Annotated in this window: 18 protein-coding genes and 1 pseudogene; 4 read left to right on the top strand and 15 right to left on the bottom strand. The window is 45.5% G+C overall.

What is annotated here, in order from left to right; genetic code table 11:
* Positions 1-4: 4 nt before the first annotated feature.
* A complete protein-coding gene (locus WFJ73_RS17545; protein ID WP_336774303.1) occupies positions 5-943 on the top strand; it encodes a dipeptidase in 939 nt (312 codons plus the stop codon).
* A gap of 8 nt (positions 944-951) precedes the next feature.
* Here WFJ73_RS17545 and WFJ73_RS17540 read toward each other — a convergent pair whose 3' ends face one another.
* The 3 genes from WFJ73_RS17540 to WFJ73_RS17530 form a co-directional block, all read right to left on the bottom strand.
* Positions 952-2,064, bottom strand: a complete 1,113-nt coding sequence (locus tag WFJ73_RS17540; protein ID WP_336774302.1) for a carboxypeptidase-like regulatory domain-containing protein — start codon at positions 2,062-2,064, stop codon at positions 952-954.
* Positions 2,065-2,141: 77 nt separating this feature from the next.
* Entirely contained in the window at positions 2,142-3,845 is a 1,704-nt protein-coding gene (locus WFJ73_RS17535; protein WP_336774448.1) for a pyrroloquinoline quinone-dependent dehydrogenase, read from the bottom strand.
* A gap of 197 nt (positions 3,846-4,042) precedes the next feature.
* A complete protein-coding gene (locus WFJ73_RS17530; protein ID WP_336774301.1) occupies positions 4,043-4,300 on the bottom strand; it encodes a hypothetical protein in 258 nt (85 codons plus the stop codon).
* 211 nt (positions 4,301-4,511) lie between these two features.
* Between WFJ73_RS17530 and WFJ73_RS17525 the strand changes: the two genes are divergently transcribed.
* A complete protein-coding gene (locus WFJ73_RS17525; protein WP_336774300.1) occupies positions 4,512-4,913 on the top strand; it encodes a cupredoxin domain-containing protein in 402 nt (133 codons plus the stop codon).
* A 336-nt stretch (positions 4,914-5,249) separates the two neighbouring features.
* Here the strand turns inward: WFJ73_RS17525 and WFJ73_RS17520 are convergent.
* From WFJ73_RS17520 to WFJ73_RS17500, 5 genes and pseudogenes are all read right to left on the bottom strand, one after another.
* Positions 5,250-5,570 (bottom strand): annotated as a pseudogene (locus WFJ73_RS17520) (manganese catalase family protein); the annotation flags it as partial.
* Positions 5,571-5,599: 29 nt separating this feature from the next.
* On the bottom strand, positions 5,600-6,982 hold the full coding sequence (locus WFJ73_RS17515) for a PepSY-associated TM helix domain-containing protein (RefSeq protein WP_336774299.1): 1,383 nt from the start codon (positions 6,980-6,982) through the stop codon (positions 5,600-5,602).
* Between the two features lie 40 nt (positions 6,983-7,022).
* Positions 7,023-7,370, bottom strand: a complete 348-nt coding sequence (locus WFJ73_RS17510) for a FixH family protein (protein WP_336774298.1) — start codon at positions 7,368-7,370, stop codon at positions 7,023-7,025.
* Positions 7,371-7,597: 227 nt separating this feature from the next.
* The gene (locus WFJ73_RS17505) at positions 7,598-8,185 is read right to left on the bottom strand and encodes a hypothetical protein (RefSeq protein ID WP_336774297.1); all 588 of its coding nucleotides are present in this window, start codon (positions 8,183-8,185) and stop codon (positions 7,598-7,600) included.
* 163 nt (positions 8,186-8,348) lie between these two features.
* Positions 8,349-8,990, bottom strand: coding sequence for a response regulator transcription factor (locus WFJ73_RS17500; RefSeq protein WP_336774296.1), 642 nt, complete (start codon positions 8,988-8,990; stop codon positions 8,349-8,351).
* 266 nt (positions 8,991-9,256) lie between these two features.
* Here WFJ73_RS17500 and WFJ73_RS17495 point away from each other — a divergent pair, with 266 nt between their 5' ends.
* On the top strand, positions 9,257-9,400 hold the full coding sequence (locus WFJ73_RS17495; RefSeq protein WP_336774295.1) for a hypothetical protein: 144 nt from the start codon (positions 9,257-9,259) through the stop codon (positions 9,398-9,400).
* Between the two features lie 335 nt (positions 9,401-9,735).
* On the opposite strand, the gene WFJ73_RS17490 is transcribed toward WFJ73_RS17495, so the two are convergent.
* Positions 9,736-10,074, bottom strand: a complete 339-nt coding sequence (locus WFJ73_RS17490; protein ID WP_336774294.1) for a c-type cytochrome — start codon at positions 10,072-10,074, stop codon at positions 9,736-9,738.
* A gap of 145 nt (positions 10,075-10,219) precedes the next feature.
* Between WFJ73_RS17490 and WFJ73_RS17485 the strand changes: the two genes are divergently transcribed.
* Positions 10,220-10,945, top strand: a complete 726-nt coding sequence (locus tag WFJ73_RS17485; protein WP_336774293.1) for a response regulator transcription factor — start codon at positions 10,220-10,222, stop codon at positions 10,943-10,945.
* Positions 10,946-11,077: 132 nt separating this feature from the next.
* On the opposite strand, the gene WFJ73_RS17480 is transcribed toward WFJ73_RS17485, so the two are convergent.
* The 6 genes from WFJ73_RS17480 to WFJ73_RS17455 form a co-directional block, all read right to left on the bottom strand.
* On the bottom strand, positions 11,078-12,088 hold the full coding sequence (locus WFJ73_RS17480) for a metal ABC transporter substrate-binding protein (RefSeq protein WP_336774292.1): 1,011 nt from the start codon (positions 12,086-12,088) through the stop codon (positions 11,078-11,080).
* Positions 12,089-12,118: 30 nt separating this feature from the next.
* On the bottom strand, positions 12,119-12,976 hold the full coding sequence (locus WFJ73_RS17475; RefSeq protein ID WP_336774291.1) for a metal ABC transporter permease: 858 nt from the start codon (positions 12,974-12,976) through the stop codon (positions 12,119-12,121).
* Positions 12,922-13,629, bottom strand: coding sequence for a metal ABC transporter ATP-binding protein (locus WFJ73_RS17470; protein ID WP_248757649.1), 708 nt, complete (start codon positions 13,627-13,629; stop codon positions 12,922-12,924). The genes WFJ73_RS17475 and WFJ73_RS17470 overlap by 55 nt, the downstream gene beginning before the upstream one ends.
* A 6-nt stretch (positions 13,630-13,635) precedes the next feature.
* Entirely contained in the window at positions 13,636-14,067 is a 432-nt protein-coding gene (locus WFJ73_RS17465; protein WP_336774290.1) for a Fur family transcriptional regulator, read from the bottom strand.
* A gap of 179 nt (positions 14,068-14,246) precedes the next feature.
* Entirely contained in the window at positions 14,247-15,218 is a 972-nt protein-coding gene (locus WFJ73_RS17460; RefSeq protein ID WP_336774289.1) for a TIGR03943 family putative permease subunit, read from the bottom strand.
* Positions 15,219-15,255: 37 nt separating this feature from the next.
* Entirely contained in the window at positions 15,256-16,272 is a 1,017-nt protein-coding gene (locus WFJ73_RS17455) for a permease (protein ID WP_336774288.1), read from the bottom strand.
* Positions 16,273-16,347: the final 75 nt, after the last annotated feature.

Here is a 16,347-nt window from a genome sequence, read left to right as displayed (position 1 = left end):
ATAGTTGAAAATATTTGATGCACACTGTGACGTTCTCAGCAAACTGCTAGAGAATCCTGAGCTTGATTTTGTCAGTGGCCAGGCAGGTCTGGACGTTACACTCGAAAGAATGCTCTCATCAGGCATCGGTGTTCAAAATTTTGCCGTGTATTTGCCCCAGCGATGGTCTGGAGAATTTAAGTATGTCTTGGAAAGCATCGACTTGTTCCACGAACGTATTCTAACCCTTCCGCAAATGCAGTTTATACGTACGAAGTCAGAGCTGCAACACTGCTTGAGTGGAGATCGAATCGGAGCGCTGCTGTCTCTCGAAGGAGTAGATGCACTTCATGGGAACTTCGCTTATCTCCGTATTCTTTACCATCTCGGCGTAAGGACTGTCGGCATAACCTGGAACCGTGCCAACTGGGCAGCGGACGGCGTGCTGGAACCAAGAAAAGGCGGATTTACTGCGGCGGGGATGGAGTTGATTAAAGAATGCAACCGTTTAGGGTTGATAATGGATGTCTCTCATCTTTCGGAGAAAGGCTTTTGGGAACTTATCGAAGCATCCCGCGCTCCCGTTATCGCTTCCCACTCTAATGCATGTGCGATTAGCCCTCGTCTTAGGAATCTGTCGGACGATCAGATTGGCTCTCTCGTACAAACAGGAGGCGTTATGGGAATCACATTTGTTCCCCCATTCGTGAGCTCAGAACAAACGGTTTCGATAGATCAAATCCTGCTTCACATCGACCACGTATGCGCGTTGGGCGGGAAGCACAATATCGGCTTCGGTTCCGATTTTGACGGAATTCAGGAATGGATCGTCGGATTAGAGCACGCGGGACACTACGAACAGCTAGTTAATCTACTATTGAAACATTATCGGGAGGAAGATGTAGAGCTCTTCGTATACGGCAACTGGTACCGATTCTATATGGAACATTTGCCGGACGATTAACTATTCACTCAGGATACTGTGGCATTCACTCTCGGGTCTGTTGGGTTCGGATGTACGAAATCGATTGGCAGCTCGTCCCCGGCCTTTAGGATCTTCTCCTGCCCGACGAATTTTGTCAGTCTAGTCTCGAAAAAGTACGGATGCTTATCCCATACATCCTTAGGCACCGTCAAAACGAACCGTCCATGCTGGTCGGGTATCGTCAAGGAATAAGGAGTCCCGGGGGGCACGTCAATTCCGGCAAGCAGGCCGGAATACGTCGCTCCCTTCGTGGTCGTGCAGACAAGCATAGGTGGCTTGTCATCAATCACCGAGCCTTCCCTAGGGAGACGAATGCTAATATCCACACTAGTATTCCGAGGAAGGATAAACACCTTGCCATCAGGCAGTACATATCGCCGGGTGCCGAGCATTACGGTAAGGTTGGTTCCCTCGTCCTCTGGCCAGTAATACATCTCGTATTTCCCTTCCGTATTAGTAGGAGTAGATTTGGCAAAGCCTTCACCTCTCTCCCGATCAATCCATACGACTGCATCCTTAATTGGATTGCCGTCGGCATCCCCCACTTGACCCGAAATCCGATACTTGTCTGCCTGGAAGAATGAAATCTTGTCCCCGGTCTCGCTCAAGATCCGAGCGTATACTTTGACCTTGTTTGGATCATTATCCGATGGTTCCACATTCATTACTTCAATCGGATGGTAAACATTGATCACGGTAGATGCTGACAAGATGGATTCCTCTTCTTTGCTCCCGATAGGCTTGTCATCGACCGTTGCCCCCTGGAGTGACGTAACACGAATGGGCGTGTTGGCGATCAGGCTAAGGTCCAATAGCAGCTCGAAAGAGCCGTCCTGGCTGGTACGTATGTTTCTTCCTCGGGTACCGGTTTGCAGGAGGGCATTCACGACTGGACGCTCACCCAAAGTCAGCTTTCCCTTGACTGCGGTTAAGTGTGAGCCGTCGCTCCTCCATGCCTTGACGACAAATGCACTCTGATCAAGCTCCATTCGAGCTTGACGGTCATTTGCATTCGCGTACGCTTCCGGACGTGAATCTATCAAGCTCAACGTTACGGCGGCCATGAGCATGCACAATAATGCTTTGGTAACTTTTTTCATATATGTAGTCTCCTATGAGGAGGCGGTCAAGCCAAGGAGCTACTCTTCCTGACTTGACCGCCAAAGTTTACTCTCGGTTATTGAGCGGAATGCCCCCCGCCTGTTTCGGCTTTGCCAGCCTGACCTTGCGTCTTATCGCCTCCAAGCCCAAATACATGAACTTTCGGCTTCGTTCCGCCGGTGGTAAAGGCAATATATTCTTTGTCATCAACTGTGAAGATAGATGGAGCAGCCTGCACGTTATCCCCGGAAGTTTGGAACGTCCAAATCACTTTACCCGCCTTAATATCGAGTGCATTGATCTTACCGTCCAGCTCGCCGAAGAATGCAATTCCCGAATCTGTGCTCGTTAAGCCTCCACGCTGTTGATCCGTTGTTTTAATCTGATAAGCTTGCTTGCCGGTATCCACGTTGATAGCTGTAACCGTTCCATATCCTTTAACGTTAGGTACGGCTTCATATGTGGTGCCGAACGCCGCCGCACCAGGAAAATCCGGAGTCCCGGCTTCTGCTTCGGACTTCGCTGATTTGTATAGTGAGGGCTCTTCAATGCCCGGTATCAAGACGTAATTCGTCGCTGGATCGTAGGATTCAGGTGCATAATTTTCCCCGCCGAGCACACCAGGATAACTGATCGTGCCTTCTGGCGTTACTTCTTTTTTATCGATCTTGGCAAAAGGAATACCATTCCAAATCGGATCTCCCGTAGCGGCATCCCAGGCGAACCATAAGCCGGATTTGCCCCCTTGTACAACCAGTTTCTTCTTCGCACCCTTTACCGTGGCGTTGATTATCATCGGAGAAGCAGCAGCGTCGTAATCCCACATGTCATGACTTACTTCCTGTTTGGCCCAGATAAGCTTTCCGGTTAACGCATTAACTGCCACGACCGAGTCGGTGTTCGGATTATCTCCTGGGCGGTTAGCACCATAGAAATCCGGAGCCGGATTTCCCGTCGCGAAGTACATCATATCGGTTTCTTCATCGATCGCAACGGGATTCCACACCGCTCCTCCTCCTTGAAACTTACTGTTCGCTAGCCAATCCTGGCCCTTCGGCGGTACAGTCCAGAATGGGGAATCCCATGCCGGCGTCAAATCGCTTGCCTTGAATGCAGCTACGAAACCTCGAATGCCGTTATCGCTACCGCTGCTGCCGATATAGATATTGCCCTTGTAGTATTGGGGAGCTGTTGTCTCATAGTATCCGTTCTCGATCGTAACCCCGTCAATATAGTCGGAAAGCTTGGTCATTTTCACTAGTTCGCCGGTCTTCTGATCTAAGGAGACGAGAGAATTATCAACGGCAAGCATAAATACTTTACCTTCACCTACGGCTACGCCGCGGTTCGCAATGATCCCTGCTTTCGAGAAACCTGCTGCTTGTTCTGCTGACGGTTTCCAATGCCATATGGTATTCCCTGTCAATGCATCTAACGCGAACACCTGGTTACCTGCTGTTGTTATGTAGATAACACCATCGATTACGACCGGATACGATTGATTTCCGTTTTTGACATCTGGGTCAAGCGTCTTCAGGTCAGCAGACCAGATGACGCCAAGATCCTTGACATTGTCGGCGGTGATTTCCTTGAACGGAACATGGCGGTTATTGGCAAGTGTATAGCCATAGGACCCCCAATTTTCAAAGGATTTACCGTGCGCGCTGGTTTCGGAAGGTGATTCCGAGGGAGTAGTGTTGTTATTGTTATTGTTGTTGTTTCCGGAACAAGCGGTTAGAACAAGCAATAATGCCAACGCCGCTCCGCTCATGGCATTCATATTTTTCACGGTTGTAACCTCCAAGTTGTGAATGTGTGATTTCGTGATTCTTAGAAATATCCAGTTTCACGCAATCTTCATTAAATATGGTATTTCCTAATTGACGTAAATTATGTAAAGGAACCAACAGAAAGAAGGTCCCTCCAAATATGAAGAGACCTTCTTTTGTAATAACTACTTTTGAGGTGTTAGGAGAATTAGCTGCTGCCCTTCTCAGGTCGTAATTCGTAGGTTGGTGCGTTCTTGGTATCTAATTCGACAACCTTTTCCTTTTCATTCTGTGTGTTATAGAACTTCCCTAGCCTCCAGCCGATCCCAACATTCACTACTGCCATCGCCGCAAATAATACAAAGTCTCCCCATGGCTCTGGAAGCATAAGATCTGCCAGTAGCCAGCCTCCGGTCACCGAGATCCCCATCAATACGCCTTTTACTTGCGATTTCATTCTAGCCATCGTATACCCTCCTCTTGAGATGTTTATGAAGCGGACCCTGAACAAGAGCTAACGTAGAGCAGGCATATTAATTCCTTTACTTGGATCTTATGTAGAGGACAAGAGCGATTATGCGGTAAATTGCAGTTCCTAAGCGACAAAATGATCTAGAATATTTCTGAGAAATAACGGACATAATTGTGACGAATAACTTCTAGGAGGAATCGTGCTCGTGAAATTAAAATCTGTAACGCTATGGATTTTTGTGCTAATTACCATAATCGCACTTAGCGCATGCTCCAAGTCGAACAACAACACCAATAATCAGAACTCCCCTGAATCATCTCAAGCACCGGCAACTAGCGGAGGAGCTACGAAGGAAATCACTGTGAATGCAGTAGACTGGTCGTTCAGCGAACCCGAAATCAAAGCTAATGTAGGCGATACATTAAAAGTCACCTTACATAACGAAAAAGGTGTACATGGGTTTCAGAGTGATGATCTTGGAGTTAGTATTAAGGACGGCGAAACAGCAACAATTAAGTTAGATAAAGCTGGGACCTATGAATTTCATTGTAGTGTCCAGTGCGGACAAGGACACGACAATATGGTTGGGACGATTATTGTCCAATAGTTTGCTCTTAATAATGGGCAGTTGATTTCTCATCAACTGCCCTTTCCTTTTACTGAATAAAATAGCCATTTGACTGTCTAAGTAGACTTCGTATATGTCGTTACATAGTATTTTATACAGATGTCTGTATGAAGACTAAAAGTCTTTTGTATCAAGACTTCTTATATGATGTGCCACATTATATAGGTTTGTTAATGAGTTGTTCTCCTCGCTTGAAATACTAAGTTGTACTTATTGATGGCTACTGTCGTGTTGTATTGAACTATCATGCCCGTTCGTAACAAAAAAGCAGCCGATATCGGCTGCTTTCAAACTATTACTCGGTTAATTCCAACCTTATACCTTAAATACTTTCTTCGTGCCCCAGTCGGACTTGATCATCTCCACCGCTTCTCTAAACCGCAGAGAATGAATGATCTCACGCTCGCGAAGGAACTTTAAGCTGTCCTGTAGATCCACATCATCCGTCATATGGATTAGCCATTGATACGTGGCACGCGCTTTCTCTTCGGCGGCAATGTCCTCATAGAGGTCTGCGATTGGATCCCCTTTTGCTGTAATATAGGATGCCGTCCAAGGAACCCCGGATGCATTAGCATAATACAAGGCACTGTCGTGATTGACATAATGCTGTCCAAGCCCCGCTTCTTCCAGCTGCCTCGCGTTGCGTCGTCGTAAATCAATAATTAATTCAACCATGCACGCAGTTTTGAAATGCGCTGCACGATAAGCCAATCCAAGATTAGCGCAGCTAGGAAGGTAACGCCTACCGGAGGGATTAACAACGCCAATACGATGACAATGACGGCGACTCCGCTCTGCAGCTTTGCATTTACCGGCTTTGTTGGTGCTCCGATTCCGGAACCTTTCGGACGGCGGCGCCACCACATGATCACACCAAGTATCGAGGAACCGGCAATTGCAATACATGCAAGAAGACATATTATTAGATTCGCAACTCCAAAGTATTTTCCTTCATGTAATGAAATCCCGATCTCAATCCATTTTGCCATTGTGCCATAATCCTTATATCGTAATGCCGAAAGCACATCGCCGCTGTACTGATCAACATGAATAGTAGCTTCATCATTAACGTTTTTAGGCCATACAGAGATCGTATAGACCCCCTTATCGTCTTGAGGAAGAGCAACGCTATAACCATCAACGATTTTTCCCTTCTGTGCAATCGCCAGTATATTTTCAATCGGCAATGCAGGAACGCCGCTCTCGCTTGAACGCGGAACAGGCAAGTTCTCCGCAGCCCATGGTACCTGCATGATGTCTTTGGTCGGAATCGTTGATTCCGGACCGCCCCACCATACGCCTGCCGGGTAGTTGCTATTAAAGGATGTTGCCGCCTTGTCGACGTATTTCCCGGTGAAGCCGGACCAAGGCAGTCCTGTGATAACAAGCATAATGATCACAAGGCTAAGCCAAAACATTGGCACTGCGTGGAGATCTCTAATCGTGGTTTTCCGACCTTTGCGGAACCGCGGAAGCAATACCCCCCATATTTTGCTCGCGCCTCTCGGCCACCACAAATAGAGGCCCGTTACAATCAGTACAATTGCCCAGCAAGCCGACAATTCGATAAGCTTATCGCCAATGGAGTTGTCTCCGGCCATCAGGCTGCCATGGAAGTCCCTAATACGCTGGGTAAAGGTTTTCGACGGGTCCAAGGATCCAATAATGGAACCGTCATAAGGATTTACGAAGACGGTAAGGTCGCCTTCGACACCGGAAATGCCGACCTCGGCGGTTCGGTCTTTGGCGAAGGAAGGCTTATAAGAGGTCAGTACGGCATCAGGATACTCCTTCTTCACTGCCTCGAGTTGGTAGGAAGGAGATATCTGGGGGGTTTGCTGTGCCTTAATGTGATATAAATGATGATACATCGCATCGTCAATTTGATCTTTGAATAAGTAAGCTCCGCCTGTAATGGCCAGAATGATAAGAAACGGCATAAAAATAATGCCGGCATAGAAGTGCCAGCGCCATATTCTGGCATACAATCCTCTACGCGCCGGCAGCTTCACAGGCGAACTCTGTTCTTTCGTTGCAAGTTCCATATGAAATACTCCCCTATTTTATTATTCTCTGTAAAATTGGTTAAAGCCGCAGGCTAATCTTTCTCTCGTGATTATCTTTTTTCAGCGAAACAATCGCTTTCCAATCTCCATTCATTGGAAGATAAACTTTGGTACGGTATTCGCCTAATCTGCTCCTCTCCATTTGCTCTTTCATTTTATGGTTCATCCCGTGCATCGACATGGAAAGATGAATTCGAACATGGTCGACATCTACCAGGTTGCCGGCTGAATCTTTAATCTCCATTTTATATTCATGGGCGGTAGTGTCGCCGCTGTTTGGAGTGTCCTTAATCGCGATGGTCAGATCATCCAGGAACGGACTTGATGAAAGCTTTGTACTGCATCCTGCTAGCACGAATACCAACAAGGAGAAGATTACTGCTGCGTGCAGCTTTATACGCTTATTCTTCATGATTTGAACCGTGGCTAATTATTTCTGCATGAATCATTCCAGTTAACCCCTAACACCTAGATTTGAAAACAGTCTAGCATGGGGACAATCTTTCACACATGACTAGAAAGAGCTATATTCAGGTAAGCCATGTCCAAAATTTGAACGGCTGTATTTAAAATAAAAAGACCGCCCGAGAGCGGTTAATCTTCTTTCAACGTTATTGAAATGTCTCTTGTACTGAGAACTTCTTGCTCTATTCCTTTATAAAGCAAGCTCATGCTAATGATAAGGATCATGTCCATAAACAAAATCGACTGGGCAGGATATTCCGCAATAACCATAACACCAAGCATGGCGCCCATCATCCCGCCCATCACGCCGGACAACAGGCCGTCCATTGAGGCAAGTGTACTGTAACTGAGTCCAGAAATATAACCTGCAAGCATTCCGAAGAGCACACCAATAATTGTCGAGTAGAACAAGTGGTTCATTAATATCCCAGCTATTGTTCCAATCACGAGACTGGAACTCATAGTGACCGTCATCGCTGCCATCATGCCCATCATTTTACTTACATGGGTTCCATTTTCACGGGCTTGTATGACGAAAGCTATCAGTACCAGCAAAACAAAAACAATGGAGGATATGCCCGTATTGATTGTGAAAGAAGTTACCCCTGAGGTACCGGCTGCCGTATCGCCGTGCTCATGTGCAAATACGGGCATTGCCGGGAACATCGTGGCGAAGCCTGCTATTCCCGCTAACCCTTTCCTCAACCATGATTTCACTATCCTTACACGCCTCCTTATAGTCATCGTATCCTTATCTGCCTGACACCGAACCATTATATTGTTCATTGCATTCATCTAGAATGACTCGAAAGAGTCACTTCAAACCACATTAATTACAATAATAACAGCCGGTCATAATGAGCGGCTGTCAGTTTCTTCGTTATTTATATCCTTGCTCGTAAGCGTATCTTGCCAATTGAACCCGATTATCCATCTGCAGCTTTTGCAATATATTTTTTAAATGATTTTTTACGGTATGTTCGGAGATCGTTAAGTTGTCTGCTATCTCTCGATTGGAAGCTCCGCGAGCAACCCAGCTTAATATTTCTTGTTCCCTAGGAGTTAATGGATCACTATAGACCTTGGGAGTCCCTTTTTGCGCGAATTCTTGCAGAATACGCAGCGCCAGCTCTTTGGATAAAGGTGCTTCATCAAAAATAACCGCTTTTAAATATTCATGCCAGGCACCGGGATTTAAATTTTTCAGGAGATATCCTTGCGCCCCTTTCTTCAAAGCTTCAAATAAGTGCGTGATATCGTCGGATACCGTAACCATAACAATCTTAACGTAAGGGAATCGAGATTTAATGAGTTTGGTTGCCTCTAAACCATCCATCCCTTTCATATTAATGTCCATCAGAATTAAATCCGGCATCCATTTCTCCGTGAGCTGAATCGCTTCCCTGCCATTCTCCGCCTCACCAACCAACTCAAAGATAGGATTTGAACTGAGAATAACCTTCATTCCCTCGCGTGCATGCATATGATCATCTACGATTAATACCCGTATTGGCTGCGTCATGGCATGGTGAGCCTCCGAACTTCGTTTCTGTATGTACTATTATTGTGCCTTAACCCAAACTGCCTAACATGACTCTTTAGAGCTAAAGACGGCATTAAATCTAGATCGTGTTCAAATGTCTGTAACATCGCTCCGTACATCTAGCTCCATAGAGCCATTATTTAGTACAGACGGGTTTTGCATAATAGATCATGAGGACAAACATTTAGGGGAATCGGATATATCCTAAGAGGCGTTATAAATAACTTATTGAGAGGAGATTTGGAATGATTTATTGGTTTGTCTTGGGAGGTTTATTTTTACTAGGCGGCACTTACGTTATGCTAAACGGCGCAAAGCTTGTGCGAGAGGATAATGAAATTCAAGACCAGCTGTCGACTGCTCAGAAACGGATTGAACAACATGAATAACATTGCAGGGGCTGTCCTTAGGACAGCCCCTTTTACTTAAATGATTCACTTAATATCACAGACTTCTAGCGTTGTTCGGCCGGAATCCCTTCGTAAATCTATGCTCCAACCCAATTCCAACGCCCTTTGTTCTAAAAAATTGAGACCGTAACTACCTTCCTTCCGGATTACCGGTAAATCCTTTTCCATTATCCGAAATCATGCACTTCCAGCCCGTTTCCAATGCATCTAATCGTATGCGAATATGATTGGCATCAACCGCATGTTTTCGAATATTATGAATGCCTTCCCGCACAAACTCAAACAATCCCGTTTGCTCTTTAATAGACAGATTGTCACCTTTGTTCAGACAGCCATTGCGATAATTTCAGAATTTCTTCGTTTGACAATCTGCTTTCAAATTTGGGCATGCCTCGCCGACCATTGGAGACAATTTGAGCAATTTCTTCCTGAGTTAACTGGTTACCAACTGTTTGCAGGTTTGGACCAGCCTTGCCCTGAAGCTCGGTACCGTGGCATGACATGCATTTTTGTTTGTAAACGACGCCTGCACCTGTATTTGGAATGATTATCCCATCACGAGGTGAACTGGCATCGGATGCTCGCCCGCATGATCCCAATAGTAAACCGGTTAAGAGGACGAGAAGAACAATACCGAATTTGAATTTACTCAACGAATGATTCCCCCCTATAGTTATTCAATTGATTCAACTGCTATTGAAGAACTCTCCTTCAAAAAAGCCCGATGAGGTCATAGAGCCATTTCAAGCTAACATGTTAAAATATCCGCGTAAAGGTTGGCAAGGGAGAGCTGGACGAATGAAAAAGAACGTAAAAATACTTGTATTGGAGAACGATCCACGTATTCGTGATATCATACAGCTGTACATGGCTCTTGAGGGTTGGTTGATGGAGGAAGCTGCTGACTGGCATGAAGCTGTCGAAAAAGCCGGTCAATCGAGCTATGACTTGGTTATTATGGAGGAAGAAACCTTCTTCAGAGAAACTACGAATAATAACATTCCCGTGAAATACGCCTTCTCTATGCCGATGCTTGTCCTGCATCCAACAAATGAGCAAGAATCCATTATTGAAGGATTTCGTTTAGGCGCTGATGATTGTCTGGCAAAACCGTTTGCTCCCATCGAGCTCATCTGCCGAATTCACGCCTTATTAAGGAGACAATCGCCAAAATCCTATTTCTCTATGTCGATGAAAATCCCATACTCCTATAAATGGAGCCTTTTGCGCGTAGTCCCCGCTGTGCATCAAATGCAATTAGGCGATCGAATTATTCCGCTTACCAAGAGGGAATTTAGTTTAATCAGCTACATGCATCGGCATATGAATCGCTTCATAAGCAGATCGGAGCTATTGGAGCAGGTCTGGGGCGAACAACAAGTAGGCTATTACCGAACTGTTGATGCCAATATTAGACGATTGCGTCACAAAATTCAGGGGATCATACCTGAATCAGGTTCATTAATTCAGACAGTCAGAGGCTCCGGTAATTGTTTATTAGCTCCATTTACAGCATTGAAATAGCATTAAGGGCCACTTTAAAAATTATGAATAAAAGAGGGATCAATCTCACTCGAAGGGGCTCTTTTATATCGCAAACAACCGCCCTTTGGTTACGGGCGGTTGTTGTAAAGATTATTCAGTTGAAATCTACATTTACTCCTTTAAAGATTTCGTTAACGCATCCAGATTGCTGTACATGATATCGATGTAATCAATGCCTTGCTTGATATCTTCCTCCGTTAATCCTTCAATCGGATTCAAAACGTCCGTCTCCGCTCCCAATTCCTTGGCAATCGTATCCGCAACCTTTGGACTTACAAGCGTCTCGAAAAAGATCGTATGAACGTTGTTCTGTTTGGCGAATTCCACGACTTTAGCCATCTCTTCGGCGCTAGGCTCTTGCTCGGGCGATAAGCCCGCAATCGGAACCTGAGTTAGGCCATATTGCTTGGCCAGATAACCAAAAGCGGCATGCTGCGTAATGAAGTCTTTTCTTTTCACTTCCGCCAGCTTCGTTTTATAAGCCTCGTCGAGCTCTTTCAATTTGGCAATGAATGCATTTGCATTGTTTTCATAATCTGTTTTATTAGCCGGATCTGCCTTGACAAGTGCATCTTTTATCGATTTCACTTCATCTTGAGCAAGTACAGGGCTTAACCACACATGGGGATCCAACGTCGATTCATGATCATGCCCTTCTGCCGCTTCGCCTTCATGCCCATGCTCACCCTCTTCTTCTACGCCTTCCATCAGGGAAATGCCGGCACTAGCTTGAACATCGACTCGATCCGGATTCGCGGTGCTTTTTAGCGCGGAGTCCACCCATTCTTCAACAATACCGTTATATACGAATACATTGGCATCCTGAATAGCGGCCATATCCTTAGCGCTTGGCTCCCAGTCGTGAGGCTCCACGCCCGAAGGCACAAGTCCTACCACATCCGCATGATCCCCCGCTATTTGCTTCGTAAATTCAACCATCGGGTAAAAGGTAGCGACTACCTTCAGCTTCTCTCCGGAGGCCGCCGCCGACTCAACAGGCGTAGCCGATGCGTTATCCGCATTTGCCGCAGTATTCGCAGCTTGGTTTGAGTTTCCGCAGCCCGACAACAGCAAGGCAGGAAAGGCCGAAATGACTAATGTTTTTTTCATCCAATTTTTCATGATTATAACTCTCCTTTTTTCTAAATAAATTTATTGATAAGTGTAAAATTTACGCTTTGATTCCGTATTTCTCACCCGGTTTCGAGCACGCAGCGTTGTCTTTTGCGCCAGTACTCCCACACCTAGAATGATAAGCAGAATAATGGCGATCGTGCCTCCCGGAGGCGTGTTTAAATGATAGGATGCCGTAAGGCCCGAGAATACGCCTACAAGCCCGGCTGCGCATGCAATTCCGATTGCGGCGCTAAAGCTTACCGCTATTCGGACAGCAAACGCCGCAGGGAGAACAACAAGCGCCGAAACAAGCAATACCCCTACAATCGGCATGGCGGAAGATACGATCATGCCGGTCATGATGCTGAATAATAACGAAATCCATTTCACCGGCAGCCCATCGGTTTTGGCCGTTTCTTCATCGAAAGAAATCTGATAAAGCGGTCGCCGGAAAAAAAAGAAGAAGATTGCTCCGACCACCGCGACGCCTATCATCTGCCATAAATCCGCCGTATTAACCGCAACAACGGATCCGAATAGGTAAGAGGATAAGCTTTTGCTTGTTCCTTTGATCAAGCTCATAAGTACAACGGCGCTTGCCAGACCGCTGACCATAATAATGGCGACGGAAACTTCGCTGAAGGATTTATAGGAACGTCGAACATATTCAACCGCAATTGCGCCCAGCATAGCAACAATAAAGCCAGCAATGGAGGGGTTTATATGCAGATAGGTTCCTGCAGCGACACCGGCAAGCGAAACATGAGACAGCATATCGGCAATTAAAGCTTGACGGCGGAGCATGAGATATACGCCTAAAGTCGACGCGAGAATAGCGATTATTCCGCCAGCCCAAAATGCCCGCTGCATAAAGTCGTAGTGCAGCATTTCCATGCGCCTTCCTCCTTTCTCGTCAGTTCAATCGTCCGATCAAGGAAGGAGCCCGCTTCGGACAACTCATGCGTCACAATAATGACCGTACGGTTGTACTGCGTAACTTGACGACGCATTTGTGTATAAAAGGACGTGCGGCTCTGCAGATCCATTCCGGCAGTCGGCTCATCCATAACAAGCAGTTCCGGCTCTCTTGCCATAGCTCGCGCGATGCAGATCCGCTGCTTCTGCCCGCCTGACAGTTCGCCAATCTTGCGTCCCCTCATCTCCCACATTCCGACATCTCGCAGCGATTTTTCCACGATATCATGATCTCTTGGTTTCAATCTCCTCAGCCAGGACCCCTCTGCATACCTACCGGATCTAACAAATTCATGCACCCTGCTTGGGAAGCCGCTATTAAATGCGACGATATGCTGCGGGACGTAACCAATCTTTAGCTTGCTTCCATCCGGGTTGTGGCCTTGAAGTTTAACCTCTCCTTTTTGTGGACGAAGCAAGCCTAAGGCCAATTTTAGCAAAGTGGATTTAGAAGAGCCGTTTGGCCCTGTAACCGCAACAAATTCACCTGCAGAGACCTGAAAGGAGACATCCTCCAGACAAGGCACGTCCGTATAACCAAATTCAACCTTATCCATCGTTAACAGAACCATGATCTTTCATTCCTTCCTTGTATTATTGCTGCACGATCTGCAATACCCATAGTATCTGATGCTGATGGTTTCAAACCCGTTAGGCATACCTGAAACTAAAGGTACATTTCCCTCTTCGAATGGGATGATTTGACCACAATGCAAGCAAATGACCTGCCGTTCAACTTCTCCTGCCCGGTTTAAGCAGGCTTTAAATCTAGCACCATCCTGCAAATAAATTTGGTCCAATATACCAAGTGCAAGCAACATCTTCAGATTCCGATACACCGTATCATAACTAATGTCCGGATGCGCGGACATTAGTTTCAAATAGATCTCTTTAGCGGAGCAATAGTGACCCGTGCTGGCAAAAATTCTTGCAATAGACTTTCTTTGTTCCGTTAAACGTAATCCTTGGCGGTTCATTGCTTCAATAATATGTTCGTAAGAATTATGCAACAACAACCCGCCCCTTATAAGTAATAATTACAGTTAACAAACAAAAAAATAAAATACTCTAAATCGTAATGTTTACGTTTTGTAGTATAGCAGGTAAACAAACAAGTATCAATATGTTCTTCGAATCTTTTAATGAATTTTGCCTCTGCCATGTCACGGATGGCAAAGGCAATAGACGTTTACTTCTTTTCCAATTCGGTAATATCCCCAAAATAGGGGTAGACGTACGGATCTTTTGGAGCATGAATCGTAGTTACTTTTCGGGTGTTTAACACAATAATTTCATTTCCATTGTATTCCTTCAGGCCAATGTTGCCAGTCAAGGTTATCCAGGTATCCTTGCTTAGGTCAGCCGCTTTGCTCCATTCTGCCATTATTCCGTAAGGCTCTGCATCCGCCGTACAGCAGGATACGGCCATACGGGAAACGGCAAACTGGTTGGCGGCCATGTTTTCTTCCCGATAAACAAAACCGCTCAAGACAACGGTTTTCCCAATAAAATTATGCCTGTACAAATCTAGGGTTGAGATATATTCAAGAAATCCTTCATCCTTCACTGTAATTATATCTTTGGTGTAAAATATTTTACCGAGATCCGAAAAGTCCTTTGTATATTCATCATACGGAAATAGATCGTCAAGGCTCGGCTTGGACGTTGTATCAGCTGTAGAAGATCCCATGCCTGATGTATTCTGAACGGATTGAGTCTTTTCAGTTGCAGCCTTCGCAGAGGGTACTGAAGCCTTCTTGATTGGCTGCTGTACGTTTTTGACAGTCAGGTTCATTCCCTTCACCGACGCTACATCGCTTCCCATAATTTTGTCGGGAAATAGAAACCCGAACAAAAGCGGAAGCAGAAACACGCTGTAAATAGCCATATTTTTCGGTAAAGAACGGGGTGGCTCATGTCCACAGTCGCAGTCTGCGTCATGCTCGTGCTTATGGTCAGAGCTTTGTAATGCCATATATACATAATAAGCGGCCAGCAGAAACAACGCGACTGCCGAATATTTAATATAAGGCATCATTCTGGGCGCCAAGTAATATTGCAGCTTATCCATTTTGACCAAATGAACGACATAGAAAGAAAATCCTCCAAGAATAACCGCGCGAATGATATGATGCACAGCTATATGCCTCTGTTCCTCCATAAACAGTTCCTCCAATTCTAATCCTGTAAGACAGACGTTACCAAAAAAGCTTCTGAACAAGCATGGAACCAACCGGAACAATAATGACGAGCAAAGCAATAATCAGCACGACAAACCTCGCCTTAAATATAGAAAGCAGCATCAAGGTTCCCTTCATATCAATCATTGGCCCGAATACCATAAACGTTAAAAGCGAGCTTGCTGAAAATGTGCCAAGGAACGAAGAAGCGACAAATGCATCAGATGTTGAACACAAGGAAAGGAAGAAGGCAAAGCCCATCATAAACAGATGGGATGTATACTCTCCTTGGCCAACGACTAGCAGCTCCGAACGTGGGATAAAGCTTTGAATAAGCGCTGCAAGTATAGAGCCGAATATGACATACTTACCCATATCGAAAAACTCGCCGCCCGCATGTCGTATCGCTTCACTAAACTTTCCGGTCTTTTTCGTGACTCGAAGTACTTTTAGAGGATTTGAAGCATTCATCGTATCCTCCGCCGTTTTCATTGGATTGCTCTTTACAAAGAAGTAGACAATAAGAGCAATAATTAAGGCTACAACCACCGCTAATCCCATTCGGGCATTTACCATCTCAAGTCTGTTGCGAAAGGCGACATAAGTAGCCGAGTAGACGATTGGATTTACGATTGGACCTGCAAGTATAAAAGCAACTCCCACATATAACGGCATTCCTTTGGCCATCAGTCTTCTGACTACCGGGATGAGACCGCACTCACAGACGGGAAACAGAATCCCCAGCAAGCAGGCGATTAGAATTCCCAGCAGCGGATTTTTAGGTATGAAGCGGCGAATCCAAGCTTCTGGTATAAATACGTGCATCAGAGAGGATACGGCTACGCCAAGGAGCAGAAAAGGCAGCGTCTCAAGAACGATGCTGATTAGCATCGTTTTAAAAGTGCTAATTCTTGCTGAGTTAAACCAAACTTCCGTACTTAACCATTCCGGATGAAGTCCAATTCCCACAATAAGCGCTAATGCGATAATATAAGTATATTCCATTCTCCAGGACAACAAGGATTTCTGATTCAAGAGAACCTCCGACTATTCGTAATGATTACGTAGTACAATTATAAAGTGCAGATAAGACCTTGACAATCTTCTTTT

The organism is Paenibacillus sp. MMO-58, assembly GCF_037146255.1.
Lineage (GTDB): Bacteria > Bacillota > Bacilli > Paenibacillales > Paenibacillaceae > Pristimantibacillus.
This window is presented reverse-complemented; position numbering and strand designations above follow the sequence as displayed.

Excerpts from the sequence above, each read along its gene's own strand:
- WFJ73_RS17480 (WP_336774292.1), bottom strand. The coding sequence starts at position 12,088 with ATGAAAAATTGGATGAAAAAAACATTAGTCATTTCGGCCTTTCCTGCC.
- WFJ73_RS17470 (WP_248757649.1), bottom strand. The coding sequence starts at position 13,629 with ATGGTTCTGTTAACGATGGATAAGGTTGAATTTGGTTATACGGACGTG.
- WFJ73_RS17540 (WP_336774302.1), bottom strand. The coding sequence starts at position 2,064 with ATGAAAAAAGTTACCAAAGCATTATTGTGCATGCTCATGGCCGCCGTA.
- WFJ73_RS17530 (WP_336774301.1), bottom strand. The coding sequence starts at position 4,300 with ATGGCTAGAATGAAATCGCAAGTAAAAGGCGTATTGATGGGGATCTCG.
- WFJ73_RS17485 (WP_336774293.1), top strand. The coding sequence starts at position 10,220 with ATGAAAAAGAACGTAAAAATACTTGTATTGGAGAACGATCCACGTATT.
- WFJ73_RS17500 (WP_336774296.1), bottom strand. The coding sequence starts at position 8,990 with ATGACGCAGCCAATACGGGTATTAATCGTAGATGATCATATGCATGCA.
- WFJ73_RS17535 (WP_336774448.1), bottom strand. The coding sequence starts at position 3,845 with ATGAATGCCATGAGCGGAGCGGCGTTGGCATTATTGCTTGTTCTAACC.
- WFJ73_RS17460 (WP_336774289.1), bottom strand. The coding sequence starts at position 15,218 with ATGGAGGAACAGAGGCATATAGCTGTGCATCATATCATTCGCGCGGTT.
- WFJ73_RS17495 (WP_336774295.1), top strand. The coding sequence starts at position 9,257 with ATGATTTATTGGTTTGTCTTGGGAGGTTTATTTTTACTAGGCGGCACT.
- WFJ73_RS17515 (WP_336774299.1), bottom strand. The coding sequence starts at position 6,982 with ATGGAACTTGCAACGAAAGAACAGAGTTCGCCTGTGAAGCTGCCGGCG.
- WFJ73_RS17475 (WP_336774291.1), bottom strand. The coding sequence starts at position 12,976 with ATGGAAATGCTGCACTACGACTTTATGCAGCGGGCATTTTGGGCTGGC.